The following is a 21,998-nucleotide window of genomic DNA, read 5'->3' as shown; positions in this document are numbered from 1 at the left end:
CCTCACCTCCCCGAGCCCTGGTCGGCCCGGTTGGCGCGCAGATAGAGCACGGCGAAGACCGCGCTGATCACGATCAGAATGTTGCCCACCACGGCGCCCTGGCCGAAGTCCAGGCGCAGGAAGGAGAGTTGGTAGGTGAGCGTGCCCAGGGTCTGGGTCGAGTCGGCCGGGCCGCCGCCGGTCAGCGCCAGCACCAGGTCCAGGATCTTCACGGTGGACATGAAGCCCAGAACCAGCACCACCGTGACCACCGGGCGCAGCATCGGCAGCGTGATCCGCCAGAACGTCCGCCACGGCCCGGCGCCGTCCAGCGCGGCTGCCTCGTACAGCTCCTCGGGGATCTCCTGAAGTCCGCCGTACAGGATCACCATGTTGAACGGGATGCCGATCCAGACGTTGACCAGGATCACCGAGAGCAGCGCGACGCTCGGACTGGACAGCCACGGCACCCCGTCGGAGCTCAGCCCCACCGTCTCCAGGAAGCTGTTGAGCACCCCGTGGTCCTCGTCCATGATCCGTCGCCAGACCACTGCGGAGACCACCATCGGGACCAGCCACGGCAGCAGAAGGACGGCCCGGACCGGCCCGGAGAGCCGGAACCGCCGCGAGAAGAAGACCGCCAGCGCCATGCCGAGGGTGAACTGGCCGACCAGCGAGCCGACGGTGAAGACCATCGTCTGCCAGAACGCGTCCTTCAACAGCGGGTCGTCGAAGACCGCCCGCCAGTTCTCCAGTCCGTTGAAGGGTGCCTCACCGGTGAAGTACGTGCGCGGGGTGAACTCCTGGAAGCTCATCAGCACGTTCCGCACCAGCGGATAGCCGAAGAACGCCAGCATGTAGAGCAGGGCCGGCAGCACGAACAGCCAGCGGTACAGCGCCCGCACGCGCGGGCTTCGCGCCCGGCTCCGCTCGGTCGTCCGGCTCATCCGTCCTCACCCGCCTGCCGCTGGGCGTTCCGCAGCGCGTCCTCGGGGGAGGAGCGTCCGGTCAGTACCGACTGGAAGGCACCGGCCAGCGCGTCGCCGACCACCGGCCACCGGGTGCCGACCACCGCCGTGCGCGAGCGCGCGGTCTCCACCAGGTCGGCGAACGGCGCCAGCTTCGGGTTCTGCTCCCGATAGGTCGCGGCGGCCTCGGCCCTGGTCGGCACGTTGTTCACGCGCTCGCCCCAGGCCAACTGGTTCTCCCGCGAGTTGAGGCAGTCGAGCACCCGGCCCGCGTTGCGCTCCCGCTCCCGGTCGTCGTTCTTCGGCACGGTCATCACGGTGCCGCCGATCGGCGGCAGCGGGTCGACGCCCTCCTCGGGCACCGGTATCGAGGCCACCGCCCAGTCCACGTCGTCCTGCGCGTCCAGCACCGGCACCTGCCAGGGACCGTTGATCATCATCGCCGCGCGGCCCGAGACGAACTGGTCGTTGACATCCTGCTGGTTCCAGTTGACCACCGAGCGCGAGGTCGAGCCCGAGTCGACCAGTTCCTTCCAGAGCGCCAGCGCGGACGCGCCGCCCCCGCCCTCGGCCAGCCGCGACTCGTCGCCGCCCGCTGACCAGAAGAACGGCAGGAACTGGTAGACACCGTCCGCGTCCGGACTGGCGCTGAACGCCATCCCGTAGGTGTCGCCCCCTGTCAACTCCGCCGCCGCCGAGCGGAGTTCGTCCCAGGTCGTGGGTGGTTCGAGGCCGGCCTCGGCCAGCAGCTCGGTGTTGTAGATCAACGCCAGGGAGTTCACCGAGCGCGCCACCCCGTACTGGGTGTCCTCGAAGGAGCCCAACGAGATCGAGCTGTCCGAGAGCCCCTCGGTCTCCACGCCGACCTCACCGATCGGCCGCAGGCCGTCCGTCTCCGCGAACTGCGGCAGCTCGGAGCCGTCCAGCTCCAGGATGTCGGTGAGCGAGTCGGACGACGCCATCCGCAGCGCCTTGGACGCCACCTGGTCGGCGGGCACGCTGATCTGCTCCACCCGCAGCCCCAGGGGCTCGGCGCAGCGGTCGAAGAAGTCCTGGTTCGCCTCGTGTTCGGCCGTGTCCGTCGCCGAGTTGAGCACCGTCACCGTGTCCGGGTCGGGCTCGGCGGCGCAGCCGGTGAGCCCGACCGCGAGTGTGGCCGCCGTCAGGCCGACGGCCGCCGCCGAACGGCGGGTCCTTCCGTTGCTAGCTGACATCAGTCTCTCGTTCGCAGGTCCGTTCGCTCCTCGGGCGCGTCGTTCCCGGCGCGCCCCTTCGTGGGGGTTCGTGGGGGGTCACCTCACCCGCCCGGTGCCGCGACCGGCGGCCCCTCGGCCATCCGGGGGGCGATCAACTCGTGGTCACCGGCCGCCCGTTCACCGCCCTCGACGGCGCTGACCACCAGCCGCACCGCGGCCTCGGCCATCCGCCCCACCGGCAGTTCGATGCGCGGCAGCAGCCGGGGCGCCGGCTCGTCCGGCAGGCTGCCGACCAGCACCACCGCCAGGTCGTCCGGCACCCGCAGCCCCAGCGCGGCGATCTCGTCCAGCAGCAGGGGCAGCGGGATCAGATGCTGGACCAGCAGCGCGGTCGGGCGGGGGCGCGCGGTGAGCACCTCGGCCAGCCGCGCCCGCAGCGCCGTCGGGTCGACGGTCGATCGCCGCACCACCAACGCGGCGCCGGACGTCCGCGCGGCGGTCTCCGCGCCGGCCAGACCGCGCAGCGCGTAGCCGTTCCGGGCGGCGAACTCGTGGTCGGCCGAGGCCCAGTAGGCGATCCGCCGGTGGCCGGCCGCCACCGCCTCCCGCACCGCGAGGCCGGCCGCCGCGGCCCAGTCCAGGTCGACCCAGGGAGGGGAGTCCGTTTCGCTCTCGTCGCCGTGCCCGACCAGCGCTGCCGGGAAGCCGTGCTTCCGCAGCGCGGCGACGCGCGGGTCGCTCTCGCGCACGGCCATCAGCACGGCGCCGTCCGCCAGCCCGCTGCGGGCCACCCGGGTCAGTCCGCGCACCCCGTCGGGGTCGGTCATCAACAGCAGGTCGTAGCCGAGGTCCCGGGCGGTGTCGCCGATGTCGATCGCGAACCTGCCGTCGACCGCCCGGTACTTCCCCGGCTCACGGGGTACCGCCAGCACCAGCACCTCGCTGCGCGCGCGCCGCAGCGTGCGGGCCGAGGCGCGCGGGTGGTAGCCCAGCTCGTCGATGGCGGCGCGGACGGCGGCACGGGTCTCGTCGGAGATCTTGCGGGAGCCGCTGAGCACGTAGGAGACCGTGCTGGGAGCCACCCCGGCGTGCCGGGCGACGTCCTTGATGGTCACCATGGGGCGCCCCTCTCGAACGGCTGGATCGCGACGTCGCGATCGATGCGGGTCGAAGCCAGTCGAATCGATTCGACTGGGGTTCGTCCGGAATCGTAGACATCCGTCGGGCTTCGCACAAGGGATCGGAGGGATCGGATCTCCGAAGGCGAACCGGGCCGGTCCGGCCGCCTGGAGGGGGCCGTGGGGCGCGGGTGCCCTCCGTCCCACGCGGAGCCGGCCCGGCCGGCTCTCGGGGGCGGCGCCGCGTCCTCCCCTCGGCTCGGCGGCGGTGCGAACGCGGTGAACGTAGGGACGGGGGGTGAGCGCGTCAAGACTTCCGGTAGGTGTCCGAGAACTTCCGGCGGGCCGTTTCGATGAGCGGCGGCCGGCGGGCCCCGCCTCGTTCCGTCGCCGCCCCTCCGAGCTGCGGCGCGCACGTTTGTCGGGCCCCGGGCGCGGTTTTCCCGACGGGTGTCTGCTTTCCGGCGGCGGCCCGGCGTGGGATGTTTCCCGCGTGCGGCACGGCGCCGCCGTCGAGAGCGGAGGTGCGGGCCGCGTGGACTATCGCTTCGATCCCGAACTGGCCGCCGTGGTACCGCTGTTGGCGGAGGTCGACCTCACGGACCTGGCCGCGGCCCGGGCCGCGCAGGCGGCCGAGCTGGCGGTGGCGACGGCGACCGTCGACACCCGCGGGGTCGAGGTGCGGGAGGTCCTGGTCCCCGGCCGTGCGCCGGGCGACCCGAAGGTGCCGTTGCGCGTCTACCGGCCCGAGGGGCGACGGGGTCCGCTGCCCGCCGTGTACGGCGTGCACGGCGGGGGCTTCGTCCTCGGCTCGCCCGACGTGGACCACGAGTGGAACGTCCGGCTCGCGCGGGAGCTGCCGGCGGTGGTGGCCGTCGTCGACTACCGGCTGGCGCCCGAGCATCCCTATCCGGCGCCGCTGGACGACGTGTGTGCCGGGCTGCGCTGGCTGGGGGAGCACGCCGGCGCGCTGGGCGTCGACCCGGGACGGATCGCGCTGTGGGGGGACAGCGCGGGGGCGGGGCTGGCGGCCGGGGCCGCGCTGCTCCTGCGCGATCTCGGCGGCCGGCTGCCGCGCCATCTCCACCTGCACAGCCCCGCGCTCGACGACCGGCTCGCCACCGGGAGCGCGCGGGTCTTCACCGACACGCCGGTGTGGAACCGCCGTAACGCGCGCCTGAGTTGGGAGGCGTATCTGGGGCCCGGCGTGCGCGGCGGCGCGCGGGTGCCGGCGTACGCGGCGCCCGCGCGTGCCCGCCGACTCGCGGGGCTGCCGCCGACGTTCGTGGCGGTCATGGAGTTCGACCCGCTGCGCGACGAGGCGTTGGCGTTCGCCGAGGGGCTGCGCGCGGCCGGGGTGCCGACCGAGGCGCGGCTCTACCCGGGGACGTTCCACGGGTGCGCCGCGGTCACCCACTCGGGGGTGGCCCGGCGTATCCAGGCGGACGCCTTGGCCGCGCTCCGCGCGGGACTCGCGGCATGACGGGGCCTCACTCCGGTGCGGGGTTCTCGCGCTCGGACAAGCGCCGGGCATACAGGGCGAGTTGCGCGGTGAGCAGCCCCTCGGGCCGGTGCAGCCGCCAGCCCAGGGCCTCCTCGACCGTCGACAGCCGGTCGGCCACCGAGCTGTGGTGCAGATGGAGGGAGGCCGCGGCGCGGCGCAGCGAACCGGTGCGGCAGTACGCGGAGAGCGCCGCCAACACCGGTCGGCCGCCCTCCCGTTCGGCGAGCGCGGCCAGCGCCCGCACCCCGGGCTCGGCGCGCAGCCGCTCCCGCGGCACCTCGGCCAACAGTGCCAACGGGCCCAACGCCGCGTGGTCCGCGACCTGTTCGTCGGGATCGTCGGTGTCGGTGAAGCGCAGCGCCGTGGTGGCCTGCGCCCAGGAGACGGCGGCCGTGGCCGGCGACGCCGTACCACCCACGCCGCAGCGCACGGCCCGCTCCCCGCCGCGCCCGGTCAGGGCCGCCCGCACCGCGGCGGCCGGTGACTCCCCGCCGTCCGACGCCCCCGGCTGCACGAACGCGGCGGCCAACGGCCCCACCGCGGCCACCCGCGCCGACGTCGCCAGGCCGCAGCGGGCCAGCAGCGTCACCGCCACGACCCCGGGGTCGTCTTCCGGCCCCGCCGCCACGGCCAGCACCCGCAGCGGAACCTCGGGCCGCAACCCCAACAGGCGTACGGCGTCGGCCCGTTCCCGCGCGCTCTCCCCAGCCGAGAGCACCCGTTCCACCAGCGTCGGGTCGGCCGCACTCGGCGGCGCGACGGTCCCGGCCGGGCCTCCGACCCGGGCGGCGAGGGCCATCCACTCCAGCGCGAGGGCGTCCAACGGGCCCGCACCCTCTGCCCGTTCAAGCCAGACGCGCCCGGTGGGGGACAGCTTCACCTGGCCCGAGGCCCGGCCGGCCGCCCCCGGCAGCTCCCGGCCGTCGGGACCGAACCGCAGTCGCCCGCCGTCGGCCAGCTCCATCCCGGCCGGGCAGCCCAGCAGCCCCGCCGTCGCGCGCGTCAGCGCCGTCGGATCGACCGGACCGGCGTTCAACAGCGCCTGGTAGTGGGCGATGACCCGAACGGCCGCTGCCGCGTCGGCGTCGAGCACGTTCAACCGCTGTAACAGACCCTTCACGATCCGCAGTCTAGAAAGGGCGGAAACATGTTCACCAGAGTCGCGTCACCCCCCACCGGAACCCGTCGGCGGCGCTCCGTCGCGCGGGCGCTGCTGACGGCCGTACTCCCGCTGCTGGCAACGCTGTTGGTCGTCGCGCCACCGGCGCGGGCGGCCGAGCTGACCGAGATCGCGGACTTCGGGGAGAACCCGAGCGGGCTGCGGATGCACCTCTACGTTCCGGACAACGCCCCGGAGAACCCCGCGGTGTTGGTGGCCGTGCACTACTGCACGGGCTCGGGGCCCGCGTTCCACTCCGGCACCGAGTTCGCCTCGCTCGCCGACCGCCACGGCTTCCTCGTCGTCTACCCGTCCGCGACCCGCTCGGGGCAGTGCTTCGACGTCTCCTCGCCGCAGGCCCTGACCAGGGGAGGCGGCAGCGACCCCGTCGGTATCCGCTCCATGGTCGACTATGTGACGAACCATCACGGCGCGGACAGCGAGCGGGTGTTCGTCGCCGGCGCCTCGTCCGGCGCCATGATGACCAACGTGCTGCTCGGCAACTACCCGGACGTGTTCCGGGCGGGCGCCGCGTACATGGGCGTGCCGTTCGGCTGCTTCGCGACCACCGACGGCTCGGAGTGGAACAGCCAGTGCGCCAACGGACAGATCAGCCGCGGCCCGGCGGAGTGGGGCGACCTCGCGCGCGCCGCCTACCCGGGATACGCGGGGGAACGCCCCAGGATGCAGCTGTGGCACGGCACGGAGGACGCGATACTCCACCACAACAACCTCGCCGAGGAGGTCAAGCAGTGGACCGACGTGCTGGGCGTCGGCCAGACGCCGGCGCTCACCGACAGCCCGCAGCCGAACTGGACCAGGACCCGCTACGGCGACGCCGGTGAGCGCGCGCCGGTGGAGGCGATCAGCCTCGCCGGCGCCGGCCACGACCTGCCGCGGTCCGGGATGGCCGCCGAGACGATCCGCTTCTTCGGGCTCGACGCGTCGACCCGCGCCTCCTGACGGAACGGCGGGGGCCGGGTCAGCCGGCGGGACGTCGCGCACGGGACACCGACCACGGCCCGGCCCCCGCCGGCCCGGGCCGTGGTCAGGTCCCCGGTCCGCCGCGTTCCCGCTCCGCCAACGCCCGGTCCAGGGACTCGACGAGCCCGTCGAACGCCACCGCGCTGTCCCGGCCCCCGCCGTGCGGGGCGCGGAACTGGCCCAGATAGAGCGTGATCTCGTCCAGGTCCCAGCGCAGCCGGTAGAGCCGCAGCGCGGTGGGGGAGACCGGGCCGCCGCCGGCCCCGGTGTAGGCGGCCAGTTCGGCGGGGTCCTCCGTGACCTGCCACAGGTCGCGTTCGGCCGGGGCGAGCCCGACGGTGTCCCAGTCGATCAGCGCCGGACGCCCCTCGCTCCACAGCACGTTGCCCGGGTGCGGCTCTCCGTGGGTGAGCACCGACGGCACGCCCTCCGCGCGCGTCCGGGCGAGCAGCGCGTCGAAGAGGTCCAACGTCGCGCGCACCGCGTCCGGCTGACGCTCCCTCAGCGCCGCGCGCGCCGGCTCGGCGTAGGGCCCGCCCGTCCAGGGCGTCGACAGCTCGTCCAACGCCCGCTCCAGCACGGCGCGTTGGCCCAGCTCGGGGGCGAGGCGCGGGGCGTCGGGAACGAGCCGGGACGAGCCGTGCACCGAGGCCAGCAGGCCCAGCAGCGCCCGGCGCCGCTCAGGCGAGTACTCCTGGCCGTGGGCACCGCCCGTGCCCGTCGCCCAGGGGAAGACGGCCACCGCGTAGCGCGTGCCCAGCGTGCGCGTCGTCGCCCCCTCGCGGTCGGGCACCGGCCCCACGACGCCGTCGATCCCGCCCGCCAGGACGGCCGTCGCGTCCAGGGCCGCCGTCAGCGTCGGCAGCCGGGCCTGTCCGGCGTCGAGGTCCCAGGCGGTGACGAACCACCGCCGGCCGCCCTCCTCCGCGGCGGTCCAGTGGTAGCCGCCGAAGCCGACGGGGGAGTGCTCCAGGGAGGCCGGCGTCAGACCCCAGCGCTCCCGCAGCAGGGCGGCCAGGGCGGACGGGTCCAGTTCGGGTGGTGGCTCGTGCATCAGGGCACGGTAGTCAGCGAGGCCGCCCGCCAGCGACCGTTTAACGCCGGGGCCAGCCAGTCGGCGGCGCGCCGGCGGAAGGCGGCGGGCGGCAGCGCCCCGGCGCCGGCCGGGACCGCGCCGAGCAGCGGGCCGCCGGCCACCGCCGGCAGGTCGGCCACGTTGCACCGCGCGGCGAGGTCGGGCGCGGCCGGCCAACTGCCGATGACCACCCCGGCCAACGCGAGGCCCCTGGCGGCCAGCGCCTCGGCGGTCAACGCCGTCACGTTGAGCGTGCCGAGACCGGCCGCCGCCACCACCAGCACCGGCGCTTCCAGCAGCTCCGCCGCCTCGGCCAGCGTGGCGCCCGTCTCGTCGAACCTGACCAGCAGCCCGCCGGCGCCCTCGACCAGCACCAGATCGTGCTCCCACGCCAGCTCCTCGGCGGCCTTGGCCACCTCCGCCGGCCCCACCGGCGGCAGCCCGCACCTGGCGGCGGCCGTCGCCGGGGCCAACGGCTCGGGGAAGCGCGCCAGCTCCCGCGCGGTCAACGGGCCGGCGAGCCGCGCCACCTCGGCCGCGTCGCCGGGCTCATCGGGCGCCAGCCCGGTCTGCGCCGGCTTGAGCACCGCGACCCGCTGCCCCCCGGCCAGCGCGACCGCCGCCACGGCCGCCGTCACCACCGTCTTGCCCACCTCGGTCCCGGTGCCGCTGACCACCAACACCCGGCCGGGCGAGGGCCGTTCACGCCGTGTCGCCACCGCGCTCACCCGGCCCGCGCGGCGGCCACCGCGGCGGCGCAGATCCGGGCCACGTCGGCGTCCTCCGTCACATAGGGCGGCATCGTGTAGATGAGGTCGCGGAACGGCCGCAGCCACACCCCCGCGCGCACCGCCGCCTCCGTGGCGGCGGCCATGTCGACCCCGTGGTCCAGCCGCACCACGCCTATCGCGCCCAGCACCCGCACCTCGCGCACCCCCGGCAGCTCGGCCGCCGGGGCGAGCCCCTCCCGCAGCCCGCCCTCGATCCTCGCCACGTCGCCCGCCCAGTCGCCGGCCAGCAGCAGATCGACCGAGGCCAGCGCGACGGCGCAGGCCAGCGGGTTGCCCATGTAGGTCGGGCCGTGGGCGAGCACCGGCACCTCCCCGCGGGAGATGCCCTCGGCCACCCGGGGCGTGCACAACGTCGCCGCCAACGTCAGATAGCCGCCCGTCAACGCCTTGCCCAGACACAGCACATCGGGCACCACCCCCGCGTGCTCCGCCGCGAACAGCCGCCCGGTGCGGCCGAAACCGGTGGCGATCTCGTCGAAGACCAGCAGCACGTCGTGCTCGTCGCAGATCTCGCGCAGCGCCCGCAGATAGGCGGGGGAGTGGAACGTCATCCCGCCCGCGCCCTGCACCACGGGCTCCACCACCACGGCCGCCAACTCCGCCGCGTGCTCGGCGACCAGCGCCCGCAGCCGCTCGACATAGGCCGCGTCGGCGGAGGCGTCGAAGCCGGGCGGCGGCGCGTCCGCGAAGACCTGCCGGGGCAGCGCCCCCGACCACAGCCGGTGCATCCCGCCCTCGGGGTCGCACACCGACATGGCGTGCCAGGTGTCGCCGTGGTAGCCGCCGCGCCAGGTCAACACCCGCCGCTTCGCCGGCTGCCCGAGCGAGACCCAGTGCTGGAGGCACATCTTGAGCGCCACCTCGACGGCCACCGAACCCGAGTCGGCCAGAAAGACATGACGCAACTGACCGGGCGTCACCTCCGCCAGCCTGGTGGCGAGTTCGACGGCCGGCCGATGGGTCAGCCCGCCGAACATCACATGGCTCATCCGCCCCAGCTGCTCACCGGCCGCCGCGTCGAGCACCGGATGCCGGTACCCGTGCACCGCCGACCACCAGGACGCCATGCCGTCGACCAACTCCCGCTGCCCGAAGACGGGTTCGGCCAGCCGCAGCCGCACCCCGCGCGCCGACTCGACCAGCAGCGGACTGCTGGCGGCCGGCATCGGCCCGTAGGGATGCCACACGTGCTCCCGGTCCAGCGCCAGCAGATCGGCGGGGCTCCGCACCAGGTGACCCGGCGTCAACAAAGCGGCTCCTCTCAGGCGTTGGGCGGAAGGTCCGTGCCGGCGCCGCGTTGACGCACCGTCACCAGCCCTTCGCGGTGGTCGGGCAACGTGTCGGTCTCCGCGCCCTCCACCTCGAACCCGGCGTCCGCGATCATGGCCAGATCCTCCTGGCCGGCCTGCCCCTCACTGGTCAGGTAGTCGCCGAGGAAGATCGAGTTCGCGACGTGCAGCGCCAGCGGCTGGAGCGACCGCAGATGCGTCTCCCGCCCGCCGGCCAGCCGCACCTCCACGTCCGGGCAGACGAACCGCACCATCGCCAGGATGCGCAGCGCCCGCGCCGGCGTCAGCTCCCACGTTCCCTCCAACGGCGTGCCGTCGAACGGCATCAGGAAGTTGACCGGCACCGAGTCCGGGTCCAGGTCGCGCAGCGCGAAGACCACATCCACCAGGTCCCCGTCGCCCTCGCCCATTCCCGCGATCAGCCCGGAGCACGCCGAAAGCCCCGCCGACCTGGCCTCCTCGACCGTGGCCACCCGGTCCTCGTACCCGTGGGTGGTGCAGATGTCGCCGTAGGTGGCCTCGGAGGTGTTGAGGTTGTGGTTGTAGGCGTCCGCCCCCGCCTCGCGCAGGCGCGTCGCCTGCCCGTCGGAGAGCAGCCCCAGGCAGGCGCAGACCTCCACCTCGGGGTGCTTGTCCCGCACCGCCTCGATGGTCCGCGACACCCGGTCCACGTCCCGGTCGGTCGGCCCCCGCCCGCTGGCGACCAGACAGACCCGCTTGGCCCCGCCCGCCACCCCGGCGCCGGCCGCCTCGGCCGCCTCCTCGGGGCGCAGCCAGGTGTACTTCAGCACCTCGGCCTTCGACCCCAGCCGCTGCGAGCAGTAGAAACAGTCCTCGGGGCAGCGACCGGACTTGAGGTTCACCAGGTAGTTGAGCTTCACCCGCCGGCCGAACCAGTGTCGGCGCACCCGGCCGGCGGCGGCCACCACGTCCAGCAGCTCGTCGTCGGAGGTGGCCAACACGGCCAGCGCCTCCTCGCGGGTGGGCCGCGCGCCGCGCAGCCCCTTGTCCACCAGCCGGTCCAAGAGGTCCATGGCTCTCGATCCTCGCGCACCCGAAGCCCCAGGTCCAAGGCGGAACCCCACAAGAGGACTTGGCCCCCGTCTGTCCATCTCTCCATGTTGCGCGACCCGACCGGGACACTAACGTGGAGCGGAGTTATGTGGACTCAACAACGCGAACGACGCGAACGGCACCGAGCGTGACCGCGCCCCGGCGCCCGGAGCGCCCGGAACGGGTGCTGGACTGGCTCGACGAGGCCGCGAAGCGGCGCGCCAAGGCCGGACTCACCCGTCGGCTGCGCCCCCGCCCCGCCGACGCGCGCGACCTGGACCTGGCCGGCAACGACTACCTCGGCCTGACCCGCCACCCCGAGGTGACCGCCGCGGCGGCCGAGGCGGCCCGCCGCTGGGGCGCCGGCGCCACCGGCTCCCGGCTGGTCACCGGGACCACCGAGGCACACGCCCTGCTGGAGGCGGAACTCGCCGCCTTCTGCGGCTTCGAGGCCGCGCTGGTCTTCTCCTCCGGCTACGCGGCCAACCTGGCGGCCCTCACCGCGCTCGCCCCCGCCGGCACCCTGCTGGTCTCGGACGCGGGCAACCACGCCTCGCTGATCGACGGCTGCCGGCTCGCACGCGCCGCCACCACCGTGGTGCCGCACGCCGCGCCCGAGGCCGTCGCCGACGCGCTCGCCGGCCACGAGGGGCCGGCGTGGGGCGTGACCGACGGGGTGTTCTCGGTCGACGGCGACGCGGCACCGCTGGCCGCGTGGGCCGAGGCCTGCCGCGCCCACGGGGCGGCGCTGCTGGTCGACGACGCACACGGGCTGGGCGTCGTCGGGCCCGGCGGGCGGGGCGCCGTCGCCGGCGCCGGACTCGCCGGCGCGCCGGACGTGGTGGCGACCGTGACCCTCTCCAAGGCGCTCGGCAGCCAGGGCGGCGCGGTGCTGGGGCCGGCCCGCGTGATCCGGCAGCTGGTGGAGACCGCGCGGACCATGATCTTCGACACCGGTCTCGCCCCGCCCGCCGTCGCCGCGGCCCTGGCCGCGCTGCGGCTGCTGCGCGCCGAGCCCGCCATGGCCGCGCGCGCCCTTGCCGCCACCCGGACCCTGCACGACCGGCTCACCGCGGCCGGGCTGACCGCCCGGGCTCCGGACGCCGCCGTGCTCTCCGTCCGCGCCCCCTCGCCGGAGACCGCCGTCGCCTGGGCCGAGGACTGCCGGGAACGTGGCCTGCGGGTCGGCTGCTTCCGCCCGCCGTCCGTCCCCGACGGCGTCTCCCGCCTCCGCCTCACCGCCCGCGCCGACCTCACCCCGACCCAACTCGACCACGCGGTGACCACGGTGACCGCGACGCGGCCCTGACGGTCCTGGGCCTGGCCGTTGCGCGGTCGCCCTCACCCCGCCACGAAGCATTCGCGCAGTTCCCCGCGCCCCCAAGCCGCCCACCGGCCGAGAAGGGGCGCGGGGAACTGCGCGGGTAACCGCCCACCGGGGTGCGGTCGACGAGCGACCTGGCCGGTCCGGTGCGGTGGTCGTTTGTGGCTCGTCACTCGGTGTTCGCGCGGTTTCTCGCGTCCCCAAGCCGCCCACCGGCCGAGAAGGGGCGCGGGGAACTGCGCGAGTAACCGCCCACCGGGGCGTGGTCGACGAGTGACCTGGCCGGTCCTGTGCGGTGGTCGTTCGTGGCCCGTCACTCGGTGTTCGCGCGGTTTCTCGCGTCCCCAAGCCGCCCACCGGCCGAGAAGGGGCGCGGGGAACTGCGCGGGCAACCGCCCACCGGGGTGCGGTCGACGACGCACGGGTGTGTCCCGGACCGTGGTCGTTCGCGGGCAACCGCCCGCGCGTGTGCGGTCGACGACGCACGGGTGTGCCCCGGACCGTGGTCGTTCGCGGGCAACCGCCCACCGGGGTGCGGTCGACGACGCACGGGTGTGTCCCGGACCGTGGTCGTTCGCGGGCAACCGCCCCCGCGGGGGCTTCGCATACCATGCACGGGGCTCGGTAATCGCTTACCTCCGCCCCGCAACAGCAGCCCCACCTCCGGAGGAGCTAGTGCAGTCCCGACTGCCGCAGGTCGCCCTTGCCATGATCCCCGATCTCCCGGACCGCCTCTTCACCCCGTCCCAGTGGTCCCGACTGCGGGAGCTGGCCGACCTGGGGGACGGCCGGGTGCTCACCGAGTTCACCTCGCCGGCCGCCCGGGCGCGGCTCGCCGAGATCGAGGTGCTGATCACCGGCTGGGGCAGCCCCGCCGTCGACGAGGAGGCGCTGGCCGCCGCCCCCGGACTGCGTGCCGTGCTGCACTCGGCGGGCACGGTCAAGGGGCACCTGTCGCCGGCCTGTTGGGACCGCGGCGTGAAGGTCTCCACCGCCGCGCAGGCCAACGCCCAGCCCGTCGCCGAGTACACGCTGGCGATGATCCTGCTGACCCTCAAGGGCGTGCCGGCCGCCATGAGCACGTTCCGTGAGGAGCGCCGCCGCGTCGACCTGCTGCGTCGGTTCCCGGCGGTCGGCAACCACGGGCGCCGCGTCGGCCTGGTGGGTGCCTCCCGCATCGGCCGGCTGGTCGCGGAGGCGCTGCGCCCCTTCGACCTGGAGGTGGTCATCGCCGATCCCTATCTGGCCCCGGAGGACGCCGCCGCGTTGGGCGCTGTTGCGCTGCCGCTCGACGAGTTGCTGGCCACCAGCGACATCGTCAGCCTGCACGCGCCGTCCATCGCCGAGACCCGCCACATGCTGGACGCCTCGCGGCTGGCCCTGATGCGGGACGGCGCGGTGCTGCTCAACACCGCGCGCGGCGCGCTGATCGATCACGCGGCGCTGGAGCCGGAGCTGGTCAGCGGCCGGCTCACCGCCGTGCTCGACGTGACCGAGCCGGAGCCGCCGGCCGCCGACTCGCCGCTGTGGTCGCTGGAGAACGTCTGGCTCACCCCGCACCTGGCCGGCGCCCAGGGCACCGAACTGCACCGGCTCGCCGACGTGGTGCTGGAGGAGCTGGCCCACCACGTGGCCGGTGAACCGCTGGCCCATCCGGTGCACGCCGAGGAGCTGGGCCGCATCGCCTGAACCGGCGCCGTCGCGCGGAGGGTCGGCCGGTCCGGGTGTTCACCGGTGTGGTGAGCCTGGCCCGGTCGGCCCGCCCCGAGGGTTACGTTGGGGCGTGGCAGATCCGCCGCACCACAGGGAGAAGCGCCCGTGACCGACGACGGCTCGACCCCCCGGCCCGTGCCGGTTTCCAAGATCGACACCTCCGTGCCGCACTCGGCGCGGATCTGGAACTACTGGCTGGGCGGCGGCGACAACTACGAGGTCGACCGGATCGCCGGCGACCAGTACCGGGAGGCGTTCCCCGGGATCGTGGACGTCGCCCGCGGCTCCCGGCAGTTTCTGGTCCGTTCCATCCGGTACATGGTCCGCGACGCGGAGGTCGCGCAGTTCCTCGACGTCGGCACCGGGCTGCCCACGGTCGACAACACGCACCAGGTCGCCCAGCGGGTCAACCCCGAGGCCAGGATCGCCTATGTCGACAACGACCCGTTGATCCTGTTGCACGCCAACGCGCTGCTGACCTCGACGCCCGAGGGGCACACCGCCTATCTGGAGGCCGACCTCCACGATCCCGAGCGCATCGTGGAGGCCGCCGCCGAGCACCTCGACCTCGGCGAGCCGGTCGGGCTCATCCTCAGCGGCATCCTCGGCCATGTGGCCACCCACGAGGAGGCCTGTGCGCTCGTGCGCCGGCTGACGGCCCCGCTCGCGCCCGGCAGCCACGTGTCGATCAACGAGGGCACCGACACCGATCCGACCTACTGCGCGGCCCAGGCCGAGTACAACGCCTCGGGGGCCGTTCCCTACCGGCTGCGAACCATGGACGAGATCCGGGGCTACTTCGACGGCCTGGAACTGGTGGAGCCCGGCGTGGTCCCGGTGCCGCGCTGGCGGCCCGACCCCGCGGCGGGCCAGGGGCCGCAGGACATCGGCCAGGCCGGCGGGGTCGCGCGCAAGCCGTGAGGCGAACCGGTCAGGAGCCCCGCGGCTTGCCGCGGGCGCGGCTCGGCTGGACGCGGGTGGGTTCGCCCTCGGCCTTGGGGTGGTCCGGCGGGTAGGGCAGGTCGCCCAGGCCGTGGTCGTGCTCGTCCCGTTCGGCCAGCTCCAGCACCCGCTCCAGCCGGCACGGGTGGTCGGCCATCCCCGCGTGGAGGTCGCCGATCTCCTCGAACCGCCCCGGCATGGAGACGAGGTCGAAGTCCTCGGGCCGGGCGTGGGGGACCTCGTCCCAGGTCAGCGGCGCCGAGACCGTGGCCTCGCGGCGCGGCCTGACCGAGTAGGCGCTGGCGATGGTGCGGTCCCTGGCCATCTGGTTGTAGTCGACGAAGATCCGCTCGCCGCGTTCCTCCTTCCACCACGCGGTGGTGACCCGCTTCGGCGTGCGCCGCTCCAGCTCCCGGCCCAGCGCGATCGCCGCCCGGCGCACCTGGGGGAACGACCACTCGGGAACGATCGGCACGAAAACGTGGATGCCCCGCCCGCCGGAGGTCTTCGGCCAGCCGGTCAGCCCCAACTCGTCCAGCAGCTCCCGCAGTTCCAGGGCGACCCGGGCGGCGTCCGCGTAGTCGGTGCCGGGCTGGGGGTCGAGGTCGATCCGCAGCTCGTCCGGGTGCTCGGTGTCGTTCCGGCGCACCGGCCAGGGGTGGAAGGTCAGACAGCCCAGGTTGGCCGCCCACACCACGGCGGCCGGCTCGCTCGGCGCGATCTCGTCGGCGTGCCGGCCGCTGGGGAACGAGATGCGGCCGGTGGGGATCCAGTCGGGAAGGTTGCGGGGGGCGCGCTTCTGGAAGAACGACTCCCCGTTCACCCCGTCGGGGAAGCGCTGGAGCGTGGTGGGCCGGTCCCGCAGCGCGCGCAGGGCTCCCTCGGCGACGGAGCGGTAGTACTCCACCACGTCCAGCTTGGTGAAGCCGCGCTCGGGGAAGTACACCTTGTTCGGGTTCGACACGCGCACCGCGCGTCCGCCGACCGTGACCTCCGTCGCCTCAGCCATGCCTCCCACGGTAGGGGCCGGGGCCCCGACGCGCAGTCCGGGCGGGCCGCGGTCCGGCGCCCCCGTTCGCCGTCAGTGGGGCGGGGTACAGTGCCAAACAGGTAACTTCGCACGGTGGGGGGCCAGTTATGGCGCTGTTCGGCAACGCACACGCGATCGACCCTGGGCAGGCGCACCAGGAGTACGGTCGGCTGCTCGGGCAGGGGGAGCGGGTGCAGGCCGCGTTCCTGCTGATCCGCGACACGATGCTCTTCACCGACCGCCGGCTGATCATGATCGACAAGCAGGGGCTCACGGGCAAGAAGGTCGAGTACCACTCGATCCCCTACCGCAGCATCTCGCACTTCGCGGTCGAGACCGCGGGCCACTTCGACCTGGACGCCGAGCTGAAGATCTGGATCTCCAGCAACCCGACGCCGCTGGAGAAGACCTTCACCAAGGGCGTCGACATCTACGAGGTGCAGGCGATACTCACGCAGTACGTGTCCTGACGCCCACGGCACGCGTCCCGGCGCGCACGGCACGCGTCCTGAGCCGCCGCCGCGGGGACCGACGCCCCCGAACGGCGGCGCATCGCGGGCGGCGGACGCGGGTGGGCGGGGAGCATCGGCGGCATGGAGCTGCCCGTGATGCCCCCCGTCAAGCCCATGCTCGCCAAGCCGGCCGCGCGCATCCCCTCCGGGCTGCACTACGAGGCGAAGTGGGACGGCTTCCGGGCGATCGTCTTCCGGGACGGTCCCGAGATCGAGATCCACAGCCGTTCGACCAAGCCGCTGACGCGGTACTTCCCCGAGCTGGCCGAGGGGCTGCTGGAGCGGCTTCCGTCCCGCTGCGTGGTGGACGGCGAGATCGTGATCGCCCGCGACGGCCGGCTGGACTTCGACGCCCTGCTGGAGCGCATCCACCCTGCCGACTCCCGGGTGCGGATGCTCGCGGAGCGGCACCCCTCGGGGTTCGTCGCGTTCGACCTGCTGGCCCTCGGGGACAGGCCGCTGCTGCGTGAGCCGCTGTCCGAGCGGCGCCGGCTGCTGGTCGAGGCGGTGTCGGGCGCCGGCCGGCCGCTCTTCCTCGCGCCCGCCACCACCGACCTCGCCGTCGCCAGGGACTGGTACGAGCGGTACGAGGGCGCCGGCCTGGACGGCGTCGTCGCCAAGCGCGTCGACCAGCCCTACACGCCGAACGAGCGGACCATGGTCAAGGTCAAGCACGAGCGCACCGCCGACTGCGTGCTGGCCGGCCTGCGCCACCACAAGAGCGGCCCGGTCGTCGGCTCGCTGCTGCTCGGCCTCTACGACGCCGAGGGCCGGCTCCAACACGTCGGCGTCAGCGCCTCGTTCACCGCCAAGCGGCGCGCCGAGCTGATGGAGGAGCTGACGCCGCTGCTGATGGACTCGGCCGAGGGGCACCCCTGGGCGGACTGGGGCCACGAGGAGGCGCACGCGCATGACCGGATGCCGGGCGGACCCAGCCGGTGGAGCGCGGGGAAGGACCTCAGCTGGCTCCCGTTGCGCCCCGAGCGGGTCTGCGAGGTCGCCTACGACCACATGCAGGGGGACCGTTTCCGGCACACCACCAGGTTCCGCCGCTGGCGCCCCGACCGGCTGCCCGAGGAGTGCACCTACGCGCAGCTGGAGGAGCCCGTCGGCTACGACCTGGAGCGGGTGCTGACCACGCGCGGCGACTGACCCCGAAGGGCGGCCGGCGCGGGCGCGAGCGCGGCCGGCGTGCTCCCAACCACGCGCCCGCGCCCGCTTTTTGTCGACGCGTCGACACGGCGCCTCTATGATGCGTTGCTGTCGTCCACCGTCGTCCGCCCCGCGCGCCCTCCCGGTCGCGGCCCCGCCCCACCCGCTCCGCAGCATCGTGCACCACCTGGAGAAACCGCGCCGTGACCGAAGAGGCGACCATGATCGACACGACGGTGCCGCACTCGGCGAGGATCTGGAACTACTGGCTGGGCGGTCGCGACCACTACGCGGTGGACCGGAGCGCGGGGGAGGAGTACTGCCGGATCTTCCCCGAGGTGCGCCAGGTCGCCCGCGCCTCACGGGAGTTCCTCGGCCGCACCGTCCGGCACCTCGCCGTCGAGGGCGGCATCCGGCAGTTCGTCGACATCGGCACCGGGCTGCCCACGGCGGAGAACACCCACCAGATCGCCCAGCGCCACCGCCCCGACGCGCGGATCGTCTACGTCGACAACGACCCGCTGGTCCTCGCCCACGCCCGGGCCCTGATGGCCAGCGGCCCCGAAGGCGCCACCGACTACGTCCACGCCGACCTGCGGGAACCCGAGGCCGTGCTGGCCGCCGTCAACCAACGGCTGGACCTGGGACGCCCCGTGGGGCTGATTCTCAACGGTGTCCTGGGGCATGTCGACGACTACGCGCGGGCCCGCGCCGCCGTCGGCACGCTGGTGGACGCGCTGGCTCCCGGCAGCGGGCTGTCGCTCAACGACGGCGTCACGGGCCGCCTCGCCTTCGCGGAGGCGCAGGGCCGCTACAACAGGACCGGCGCCGTCCCGTACCACCTGCGCGGCCACGACGAGATCGTCGGCTTCTTCGACGGGCTGGAGCTGATCGACCCCGGGGTGGTCTCCTGCCCCCTGTGGCGCCCGACGGCTGACGTCGACCCCGGCCCCCTGGACCTGGAGATCGTGGGCGGCGTCGGGCTCAAACGGCGGCCCGGCCCCCTGACCGGCGACGGCGGTCGGGCAGCGTAGCCTCGGTGCGAGCGCGCGCTCGTCGAGGAGACGAGGGCACTCATGGACAAGTCGACGTGTCGTGACCGACCACGGGCCGGGGGACATGTCGACTTCGAGCGGAACGAGGAGCGTCGGACGTCGTGCGCCCCGCGGGGCCACGCGCACGACGTCCGACCGATGCGAGAGAGCGAAAGGCGGAGCGACGCCCGATGGCTTACACCTATGGCCGCACCGTGACGCACTGCCCCTACTGCGGGGCCGGGTACGCCGCCGTCGCGGGCTGGCCCAGGGACTGCCCGCGCTGCGGCGAGACGCTGTGGGCCAACCCGCTGCCGGTGGCCGTCGCCCTGCTGCCGGTGGTGGCGACGGACGGCGACCGGGGGCTGGTGGTGGTGCGCCGGGACATCGAGCCCTGTCGTGGTGAACTGGCTCTGCCCGGCGGCTACATGGAGATCGGCGAGGACTGGCGGGAGGCGGCGGCCCGGGAGTTGTGGGAGGAGACCGGCCTGACCGCGCCGGCGAAGGATGCCACCCTCTTCGACGTGCACAGCACCGAACGGAATCTGAACGTCTTCGCGCTCTTCCCGCCCGTGGACGCCGCCGGGCTGCCGCCGTCCCGACCGACCTCCGAGGCCACCGAGTGGTTGGTTCTCAACCGCCCGGCCCGGTTGGCCTTCCCCACGCACACGGACATCTCCGCCGCCTATCTGGCGACCGCCGCCCGCTGACCCCCGGCCCCCGCCCGCCGCTCGCCACTCTCGGCTCGCGGCCTGCCGCCGCGAGCCTCCGCTCAGACGACGGTGGCGCGCGGGGCGGACCGCCGGGTCTGCCCTGCCACGGCCGGCCGTTCCCCGGTCTCCCAACTACCGAGCGCCATCTCGGCGGTGATGCCGGGCCCGAAGCCCGCGATCTGCCCCCTGGCACCCTGCTCGGCGCCGCCCTCGGCGAAGAGCCGTTCCAGCGCGTCGAAGACCACGCAGCTGGCGATGTTCCCCCGTTCGGTCAGGGTGGCCCGGCTGAAGCGGAACATCTCCGGGTCCACGTCCAGGAAGTGGCACAGGTCGTCCAGGATGCGCGGGCCGCCTGCGTGCACGATGTGGAAGTCGAGCCCGGAGACGTCCCACTGGTGTGCGTCGGCGAGCGTGCGCAGCGCGGGCGCCAGCATCTTCATGGTGGTGGGCACCCGCTTGTCCAGCTGGAAGTGGAAGCCGGTGGCCCGCACCCCGTAGGAGATCCAGTCCTCCGTGTCCGGCACCAGGTGCGAGGCGTTCCGCTCCAGCGACACCCCGCTCCCGCCCCGCCCGCGCACCGCGGCGGCGGCCACGGCGTCGCCGAAGAGGCCGTTGGAGAGCAGCTGGCCCACGCCGAGGTCGGTCGGCTGGTAGCAGAGCGAGCAGAACTCGCAGGCCACGATGAGGGCGTTGGCCTCCGGGTACGCCTGGCAGAAGTCGTGCGCCCTGTTGATCGCCGCGCCGCCCGCCGCGCAGCCGAGCTGGGCGATCGGCAACTGACGGGTTTCCGGCCGAAAACCGAGCGTGTTGATCAACCAGGCGGTCATCGACGGCATCATGAAGCCCGTGCAGGAGACATAGACGATCAGGTCGATGTCCCGAACGGTCAGGTCGGCGTTGTCCAGCGCCTGGTACACGACCTGCGGCACCCGGCGCTTGGCCTCCGCCTCGTAGATCCGGTTGCGCTCCTCGAAGCCCGGATGCCGCAGGGTGTCCTCGATCGGCTGCACCAGATACCGGGTGCGGACCCCGGTGTTCTCGATCAGGCGTAGCGCCAGGCCCAGTTGCGGATGGTCGGCGTGCATGTCGCGCGCCAGCTGGAGGGTCTGCTCCAGGGTGAGAACGTGCTCAGGTACCGCGATCGCTGGTCTGCACAGGACGGCCATGATCCCCTCCCCTTGCCGCCGCCGGGCACGGGGTGCCAGGCGCGGTATCGATGGCTTTCTTGACGGTGTTCGCTTCGGCCGAGCCGGTCACCAAGCGACCGGGAGCTCATACGGATAGCGCCAGATGGACTCGTCGTTCCACCGCACCTCCTCCGGCGGGACGGCGAGCCGCAGTCCGGGGAACCGGGCCAGCAGCGTGCCGATGGCCGCCCGGATCTCCATCACCGCCAGCGGCGCGCCGATGCAGTGGTGGGCCCCCCAGCCGAAGGTCATGTGCGGCGACGGCGGCCGGTCGATGTCCAGCTCGTCCGGGTGCGGGAAGCGGGCCGGGTCGCGGTTGGCCGCCAGATAGGAGACGTGCACCGTGTCGCCGGCGCGCACGGTGACGTCGCCCAGCCGCACGTCCTCCAGCGCGATCCTGGGGATCCCGACGCCCTTGCGGAAGGGGATGTACCGGAACAGCTCCTCCAGCGCGTTCGGCAGCCGGTCCGGCTCCGCGCGGAGCTTGGCCAGTGCCTCGGGCTGGGTGAGCAGGGTGTAGGTGATGTTGCTCAGCTGGTAGGTGCTGGTGTCGTGGCCGGTCATCATCAGGACCATGGCCATCACGGTCAGTTCGTCGTCGCCCAGCCGCTCCTCGCCGTCACGCGCGGTCGCCAGGTGGCTGACCAGGTCTTCGCCCGGCGCGGCCCGGCGGGCCCGGGTCAGCTCGCCGAAGTAGGAACGCAGCTCGGCCTTGGCCTGGACGGCGGCCTCCTTGGTGGCGGGACCCGTGGCCATCATGGCCATCGCCCGCCGGCGCAGCTCGGGACGGTCCTCCTCGGGGATGTCGAGGACCTCGCAGATGGTGGTCATCGGCAGCTGGGAGGAGAGATGCGCGACCAGGTCGGCCGGCGGCCCGTGGTCGGCCATCTCGTCCAGCAGCCGGTCCACGATCCGCTGGGTGGCCGGCCGCATGGCCGCGACCCTGGGCGCGGTGAACGCCTGGGCCACCAGGCGGCGCAGTCGGCTGCTGGTGGGCGGGTCGAGCAGGTTGATCGACTCGGACTGGACGATGGGCGCCGGCGTCATCCGGGGGAAGTTCCGTCCGGCGACGGCGGCCCGGCTGAACCTGCGGTCGGTGGTGACCAGCCGGACGTCCTCGTAGCGGGTGACCAGCCAGGCCGTGCCCTCGCCGTAGGAGAGGGTGACGCGCGCGACCGGCTCCTCGGTCATGAGTTTTCTCAGGGTGGGGTCGAATTCCAGCCCTTCGGAGAAGTCGAACGGGCAGTGGTGGACGGTGTCGGAGGTGGCCAACGG

20 protein-coding genes are annotated in these 21,998 nt (G+C 73.9%); 9 read left to right on the top strand and 11 right to left on the bottom strand.

Annotated elements, in window-relative coordinates; genetic code table 11:
* Nucleotides 1-2 precede the first annotated feature (2 nt).
* From FH715_RS22550 to FH715_RS22540, 3 genes are all read right to left on the bottom strand, one after another.
* Nucleotides 3-926: a carbohydrate ABC transporter permease gene (locus FH715_RS22550; protein WP_139648230.1), complete on the bottom strand. Its 924-nt coding sequence runs from the start codon at nt 924-926 to the stop codon at nt 3-5.
* Nucleotides 923-2,161, bottom strand: a complete 1,239-nt coding sequence (locus FH715_RS22545; protein WP_139648228.1) for a sugar ABC transporter substrate-binding protein — start codon at nt 2,159-2,161, stop codon at nt 923-925. The genes FH715_RS22550 and FH715_RS22545 overlap by 4 nt, the downstream gene beginning before the upstream one ends.
* 83 nt (nt 2,162-2,244) lie before the next feature.
* Complete coding sequence (locus tag FH715_RS22540; protein WP_139648226.1) at nt 2,245-3,261, bottom strand: LacI family DNA-binding transcriptional regulator; 1,017 nt, start codon at nt 3,259-3,261, stop codon at nt 2,245-2,247.
* A 535-nt stretch (nt 3,262-3,796) separates the two neighbouring features.
* On the opposite strand from FH715_RS22540, the gene FH715_RS22535 reads away from it, so the two are divergent.
* Entirely contained in the window at nt 3,797-4,744 is a 948-nt protein-coding gene (locus FH715_RS22535) for an alpha/beta hydrolase (RefSeq protein WP_139648224.1), read from the top strand.
* Between the two features lie 7 nt (nt 4,745-4,751).
* Here the strand turns inward: FH715_RS22535 and FH715_RS22530 are convergent, their stop codons facing one another.
* Complete coding sequence (locus FH715_RS22530; RefSeq protein WP_139648221.1) at nt 4,752-5,885, bottom strand: PucR family transcriptional regulator; 1,134 nt, start codon at nt 5,883-5,885, stop codon at nt 4,752-4,754.
* Nucleotides 5,886-5,912: 27 nt separating this feature from the next.
* Here FH715_RS22530 and FH715_RS22525 point away from each other — a divergent pair, with 27 nt between their 5' ends.
* Nucleotides 5,913-6,887: an extracellular catalytic domain type 1 short-chain-length polyhydroxyalkanoate depolymerase gene (locus FH715_RS22525; RefSeq protein WP_139648219.1), complete on the top strand. Its 975-nt coding sequence runs from the start codon at nt 5,913-5,915 to the stop codon at nt 6,885-6,887.
* A gap of 85 nt (nt 6,888-6,972) precedes the next feature.
* Here FH715_RS22525 and FH715_RS22520 read toward each other — a convergent pair whose 3' ends face one another.
* Genes FH715_RS22520 through bioB form a run of 4 tightly spaced genes read right to left on the bottom strand, consistent with a single transcriptional unit; the run spans nt 6,973 to nt 11,097 of the window.
* On the bottom strand, nt 6,973-7,962 hold the full coding sequence (locus tag FH715_RS22520) for a phosphotransferase (RefSeq protein ID WP_139648217.1): 990 nt from the start codon (nt 7,960-7,962) through the stop codon (nt 6,973-6,975).
* Nucleotides 7,962-8,702, bottom strand: coding sequence for a dethiobiotin synthase (bioD, locus tag FH715_RS22515; RefSeq protein ID WP_246108898.1), 741 nt, complete (start codon nt 8,700-8,702; stop codon nt 7,962-7,964). Before bioD ends, FH715_RS22520 begins: the two co-directional genes overlap by 1 nt.
* Before the next feature lie 5 nt (nt 8,703-8,707).
* Nucleotides 8,708-10,024, bottom strand: coding sequence for an adenosylmethionine--8-amino-7-oxononanoate transaminase (locus tag FH715_RS22510; protein ID WP_246108897.1), 1,317 nt, complete (start codon nt 10,022-10,024; stop codon nt 8,708-8,710).
* Between the two features lie 11 nt (nt 10,025-10,035).
* Entirely contained in the window at nt 10,036-11,097 is a 1,062-nt protein-coding gene (bioB, locus tag FH715_RS22505) for a biotin synthase BioB (RefSeq protein ID WP_139648215.1), read from the bottom strand.
* 167 nt (nt 11,098-11,264) lie between these two features.
* Here bioB and FH715_RS22500 point away from each other — a divergent pair, with 167 nt between their 5' ends.
* The 3 genes from FH715_RS22500 to FH715_RS22490 all read left to right on the top strand — a co-directional run bounded on the left by FH715_RS22500 (nt 11,265) and on the right by FH715_RS22490 (nt 15,074).
* On the top strand, nt 11,265-12,425 hold the full coding sequence (locus FH715_RS22500; protein ID WP_246108896.1) for an 8-amino-7-oxononanoate synthase: 1,161 nt from the start codon (nt 11,265-11,267) through the stop codon (nt 12,423-12,425).
* A 723-nt stretch (nt 12,426-13,148) separates the two neighbouring features.
* Nucleotides 13,149-14,129 (top strand): hydroxyacid dehydrogenase, encoded by a 981-nt coding sequence (locus FH715_RS22495; RefSeq protein WP_139648347.1) that lies wholly within the window; start codon nt 13,149-13,151, stop codon nt 14,127-14,129.
* 129 nt (nt 14,130-14,258) lie between these two features.
* Nucleotides 14,259-15,074, top strand: coding sequence for an SAM-dependent methyltransferase (locus FH715_RS22490; RefSeq protein WP_139648213.1), 816 nt, complete (start codon nt 14,259-14,261; stop codon nt 15,072-15,074).
* Between the two features lie 10 nt (nt 15,075-15,084).
* Here the strand turns inward: FH715_RS22490 and ligD are convergent, their stop codons facing one another.
* On the bottom strand, nt 15,085-16,104 hold the full coding sequence (gene ligD, locus FH715_RS22485; RefSeq protein WP_139648211.1) for a non-homologous end-joining DNA ligase: 1,020 nt from the start codon (nt 16,102-16,104) through the stop codon (nt 15,085-15,087).
* Between the two features lie 128 nt (nt 16,105-16,232).
* Between ligD and FH715_RS22480 the strand changes: the two genes are divergently transcribed.
* The 4 genes from FH715_RS22480 (at nt 16,233) to FH715_RS22465 (ending at nt 19,533) form a co-directional block, all read left to right on the top strand.
* Entirely contained in the window at nt 16,233-16,595 is a 363-nt protein-coding gene (locus FH715_RS22480; RefSeq protein ID WP_097230840.1) for a PH domain-containing protein, read from the top strand.
* Between the two features lie 123 nt (nt 16,596-16,718).
* Entirely contained in the window at nt 16,719-17,789 is a 1,071-nt protein-coding gene (locus FH715_RS22475; RefSeq protein WP_139648209.1) for an ATP-dependent DNA ligase, read from the top strand.
* 221 nt (nt 17,790-18,010) lie between these two features.
* Entirely contained in the window at nt 18,011-18,823 is an 813-nt protein-coding gene (locus FH715_RS22470; protein ID WP_139648345.1) for an SAM-dependent methyltransferase, read from the top strand.
* A gap of 191 nt (nt 18,824-19,014) precedes the next feature.
* A complete protein-coding gene (locus FH715_RS22465) occupies nt 19,015-19,533 on the top strand; it encodes an NUDIX domain-containing protein (RefSeq protein WP_139648207.1) in 519 nt (172 codons plus the stop codon).
* Between the two features lie 62 nt (nt 19,534-19,595).
* Here the strand turns inward: FH715_RS22465 and FH715_RS22460 are convergent, their stop codons facing one another.
* Nucleotides 19,596-20,702 carry a type III polyketide synthase gene (locus tag FH715_RS22460; protein ID WP_139648205.1) on the bottom strand — a complete coding sequence of 369 codons (1,107 nt, stop codon included), beginning with the start codon at nt 20,700-20,702 and terminating at the stop codon, nt 19,596-19,598.
* 87 nt (nt 20,703-20,789) lie between these two features.
* Nucleotides 20,790-21,995 (bottom strand): cytochrome P450, encoded by a 1,206-nt coding sequence (locus tag FH715_RS22455; RefSeq protein WP_246108895.1) that lies wholly within the window; start codon nt 21,993-21,995, stop codon nt 20,790-20,792.
* Between the last annotated feature and the right edge of the window lie 3 nt (nt 21,996-21,998).

The sequence above is a fragment of the Streptomyces sedi genome, assembly GCF_006335015.1.
Lineage (GTDB): Bacteria > Actinomycetota > Actinomycetes > Streptomycetales > Streptomycetaceae > Streptomyces > Streptomyces sedi.
The sequence above is the reverse complement of the archived record's forward strand: the minus strand, read 5'-3'. Positions and strand labels throughout refer to the sequence as shown.

Coding starts and splice junctions, on each gene's coding strand:
- FH715_RS22550 (WP_139648230.1), bottom strand. CDS start 926: ATGAGCCGGACGACCGAGCGGAGCCGGGCGCGAAGCCCGCGCGTGCGG.
- FH715_RS22545 (WP_139648228.1), bottom strand. CDS start 2,161: ATGTCAGCTAGCAACGGAAGGACCCGCCGTTCGGCGGCGGCCGTCGGC.
- FH715_RS22540 (WP_139648226.1), bottom strand. CDS start 3,261: ATGGTGACCATCAAGGACGTCGCCCGGCACGCCGGGGTGGCTCCCAGC.
- FH715_RS22525 (WP_139648219.1), top strand. CDS start 5,913: ATGTTCACCAGAGTCGCGTCACCCCCCACCGGAACCCGTCGGCGGCGC.
- FH715_RS22520 (WP_139648217.1), bottom strand. CDS start 7,962: ATGCACGAGCCACCACCCGAACTGGACCCGTCCGCCCTGGCCGCCCTG.
- bioB (WP_139648215.1), bottom strand. CDS start 11,097: ATGGACCTCTTGGACCGGCTGGTGGACAAGGGGCTGCGCGGCGCGCGG.
- FH715_RS22495 (WP_139648347.1), top strand. CDS start 13,149: ATGATCCCCGATCTCCCGGACCGCCTCTTCACCCCGTCCCAGTGGTCC.
- ligD (WP_139648211.1), bottom strand. CDS start 16,104: ATGGCTGAGGCGACGGAGGTCACGGTCGGCGGACGCGCGGTGCGCGTG.
- FH715_RS22480 (WP_097230840.1), top strand. CDS start 16,233: ATGGCGCTGTTCGGCAACGCACACGCGATCGACCCTGGGCAGGCGCAC.
- FH715_RS22475 (WP_139648209.1), top strand. CDS start 16,719: ATGGAGCTGCCCGTGATGCCCCCCGTCAAGCCCATGCTCGCCAAGCCG.
- FH715_RS22470 (WP_139648345.1), top strand. CDS start 18,011: ATGATCGACACGACGGTGCCGCACTCGGCGAGGATCTGGAACTACTGG.
- FH715_RS22465 (WP_139648207.1), top strand. CDS start 19,015: ATGGCTTACACCTATGGCCGCACCGTGACGCACTGCCCCTACTGCGGG.
- FH715_RS22460 (WP_139648205.1), bottom strand. CDS start 20,702: ATGGCCGTCCTGTGCAGACCAGCGATCGCGGTACCTGAGCACGTTCTC.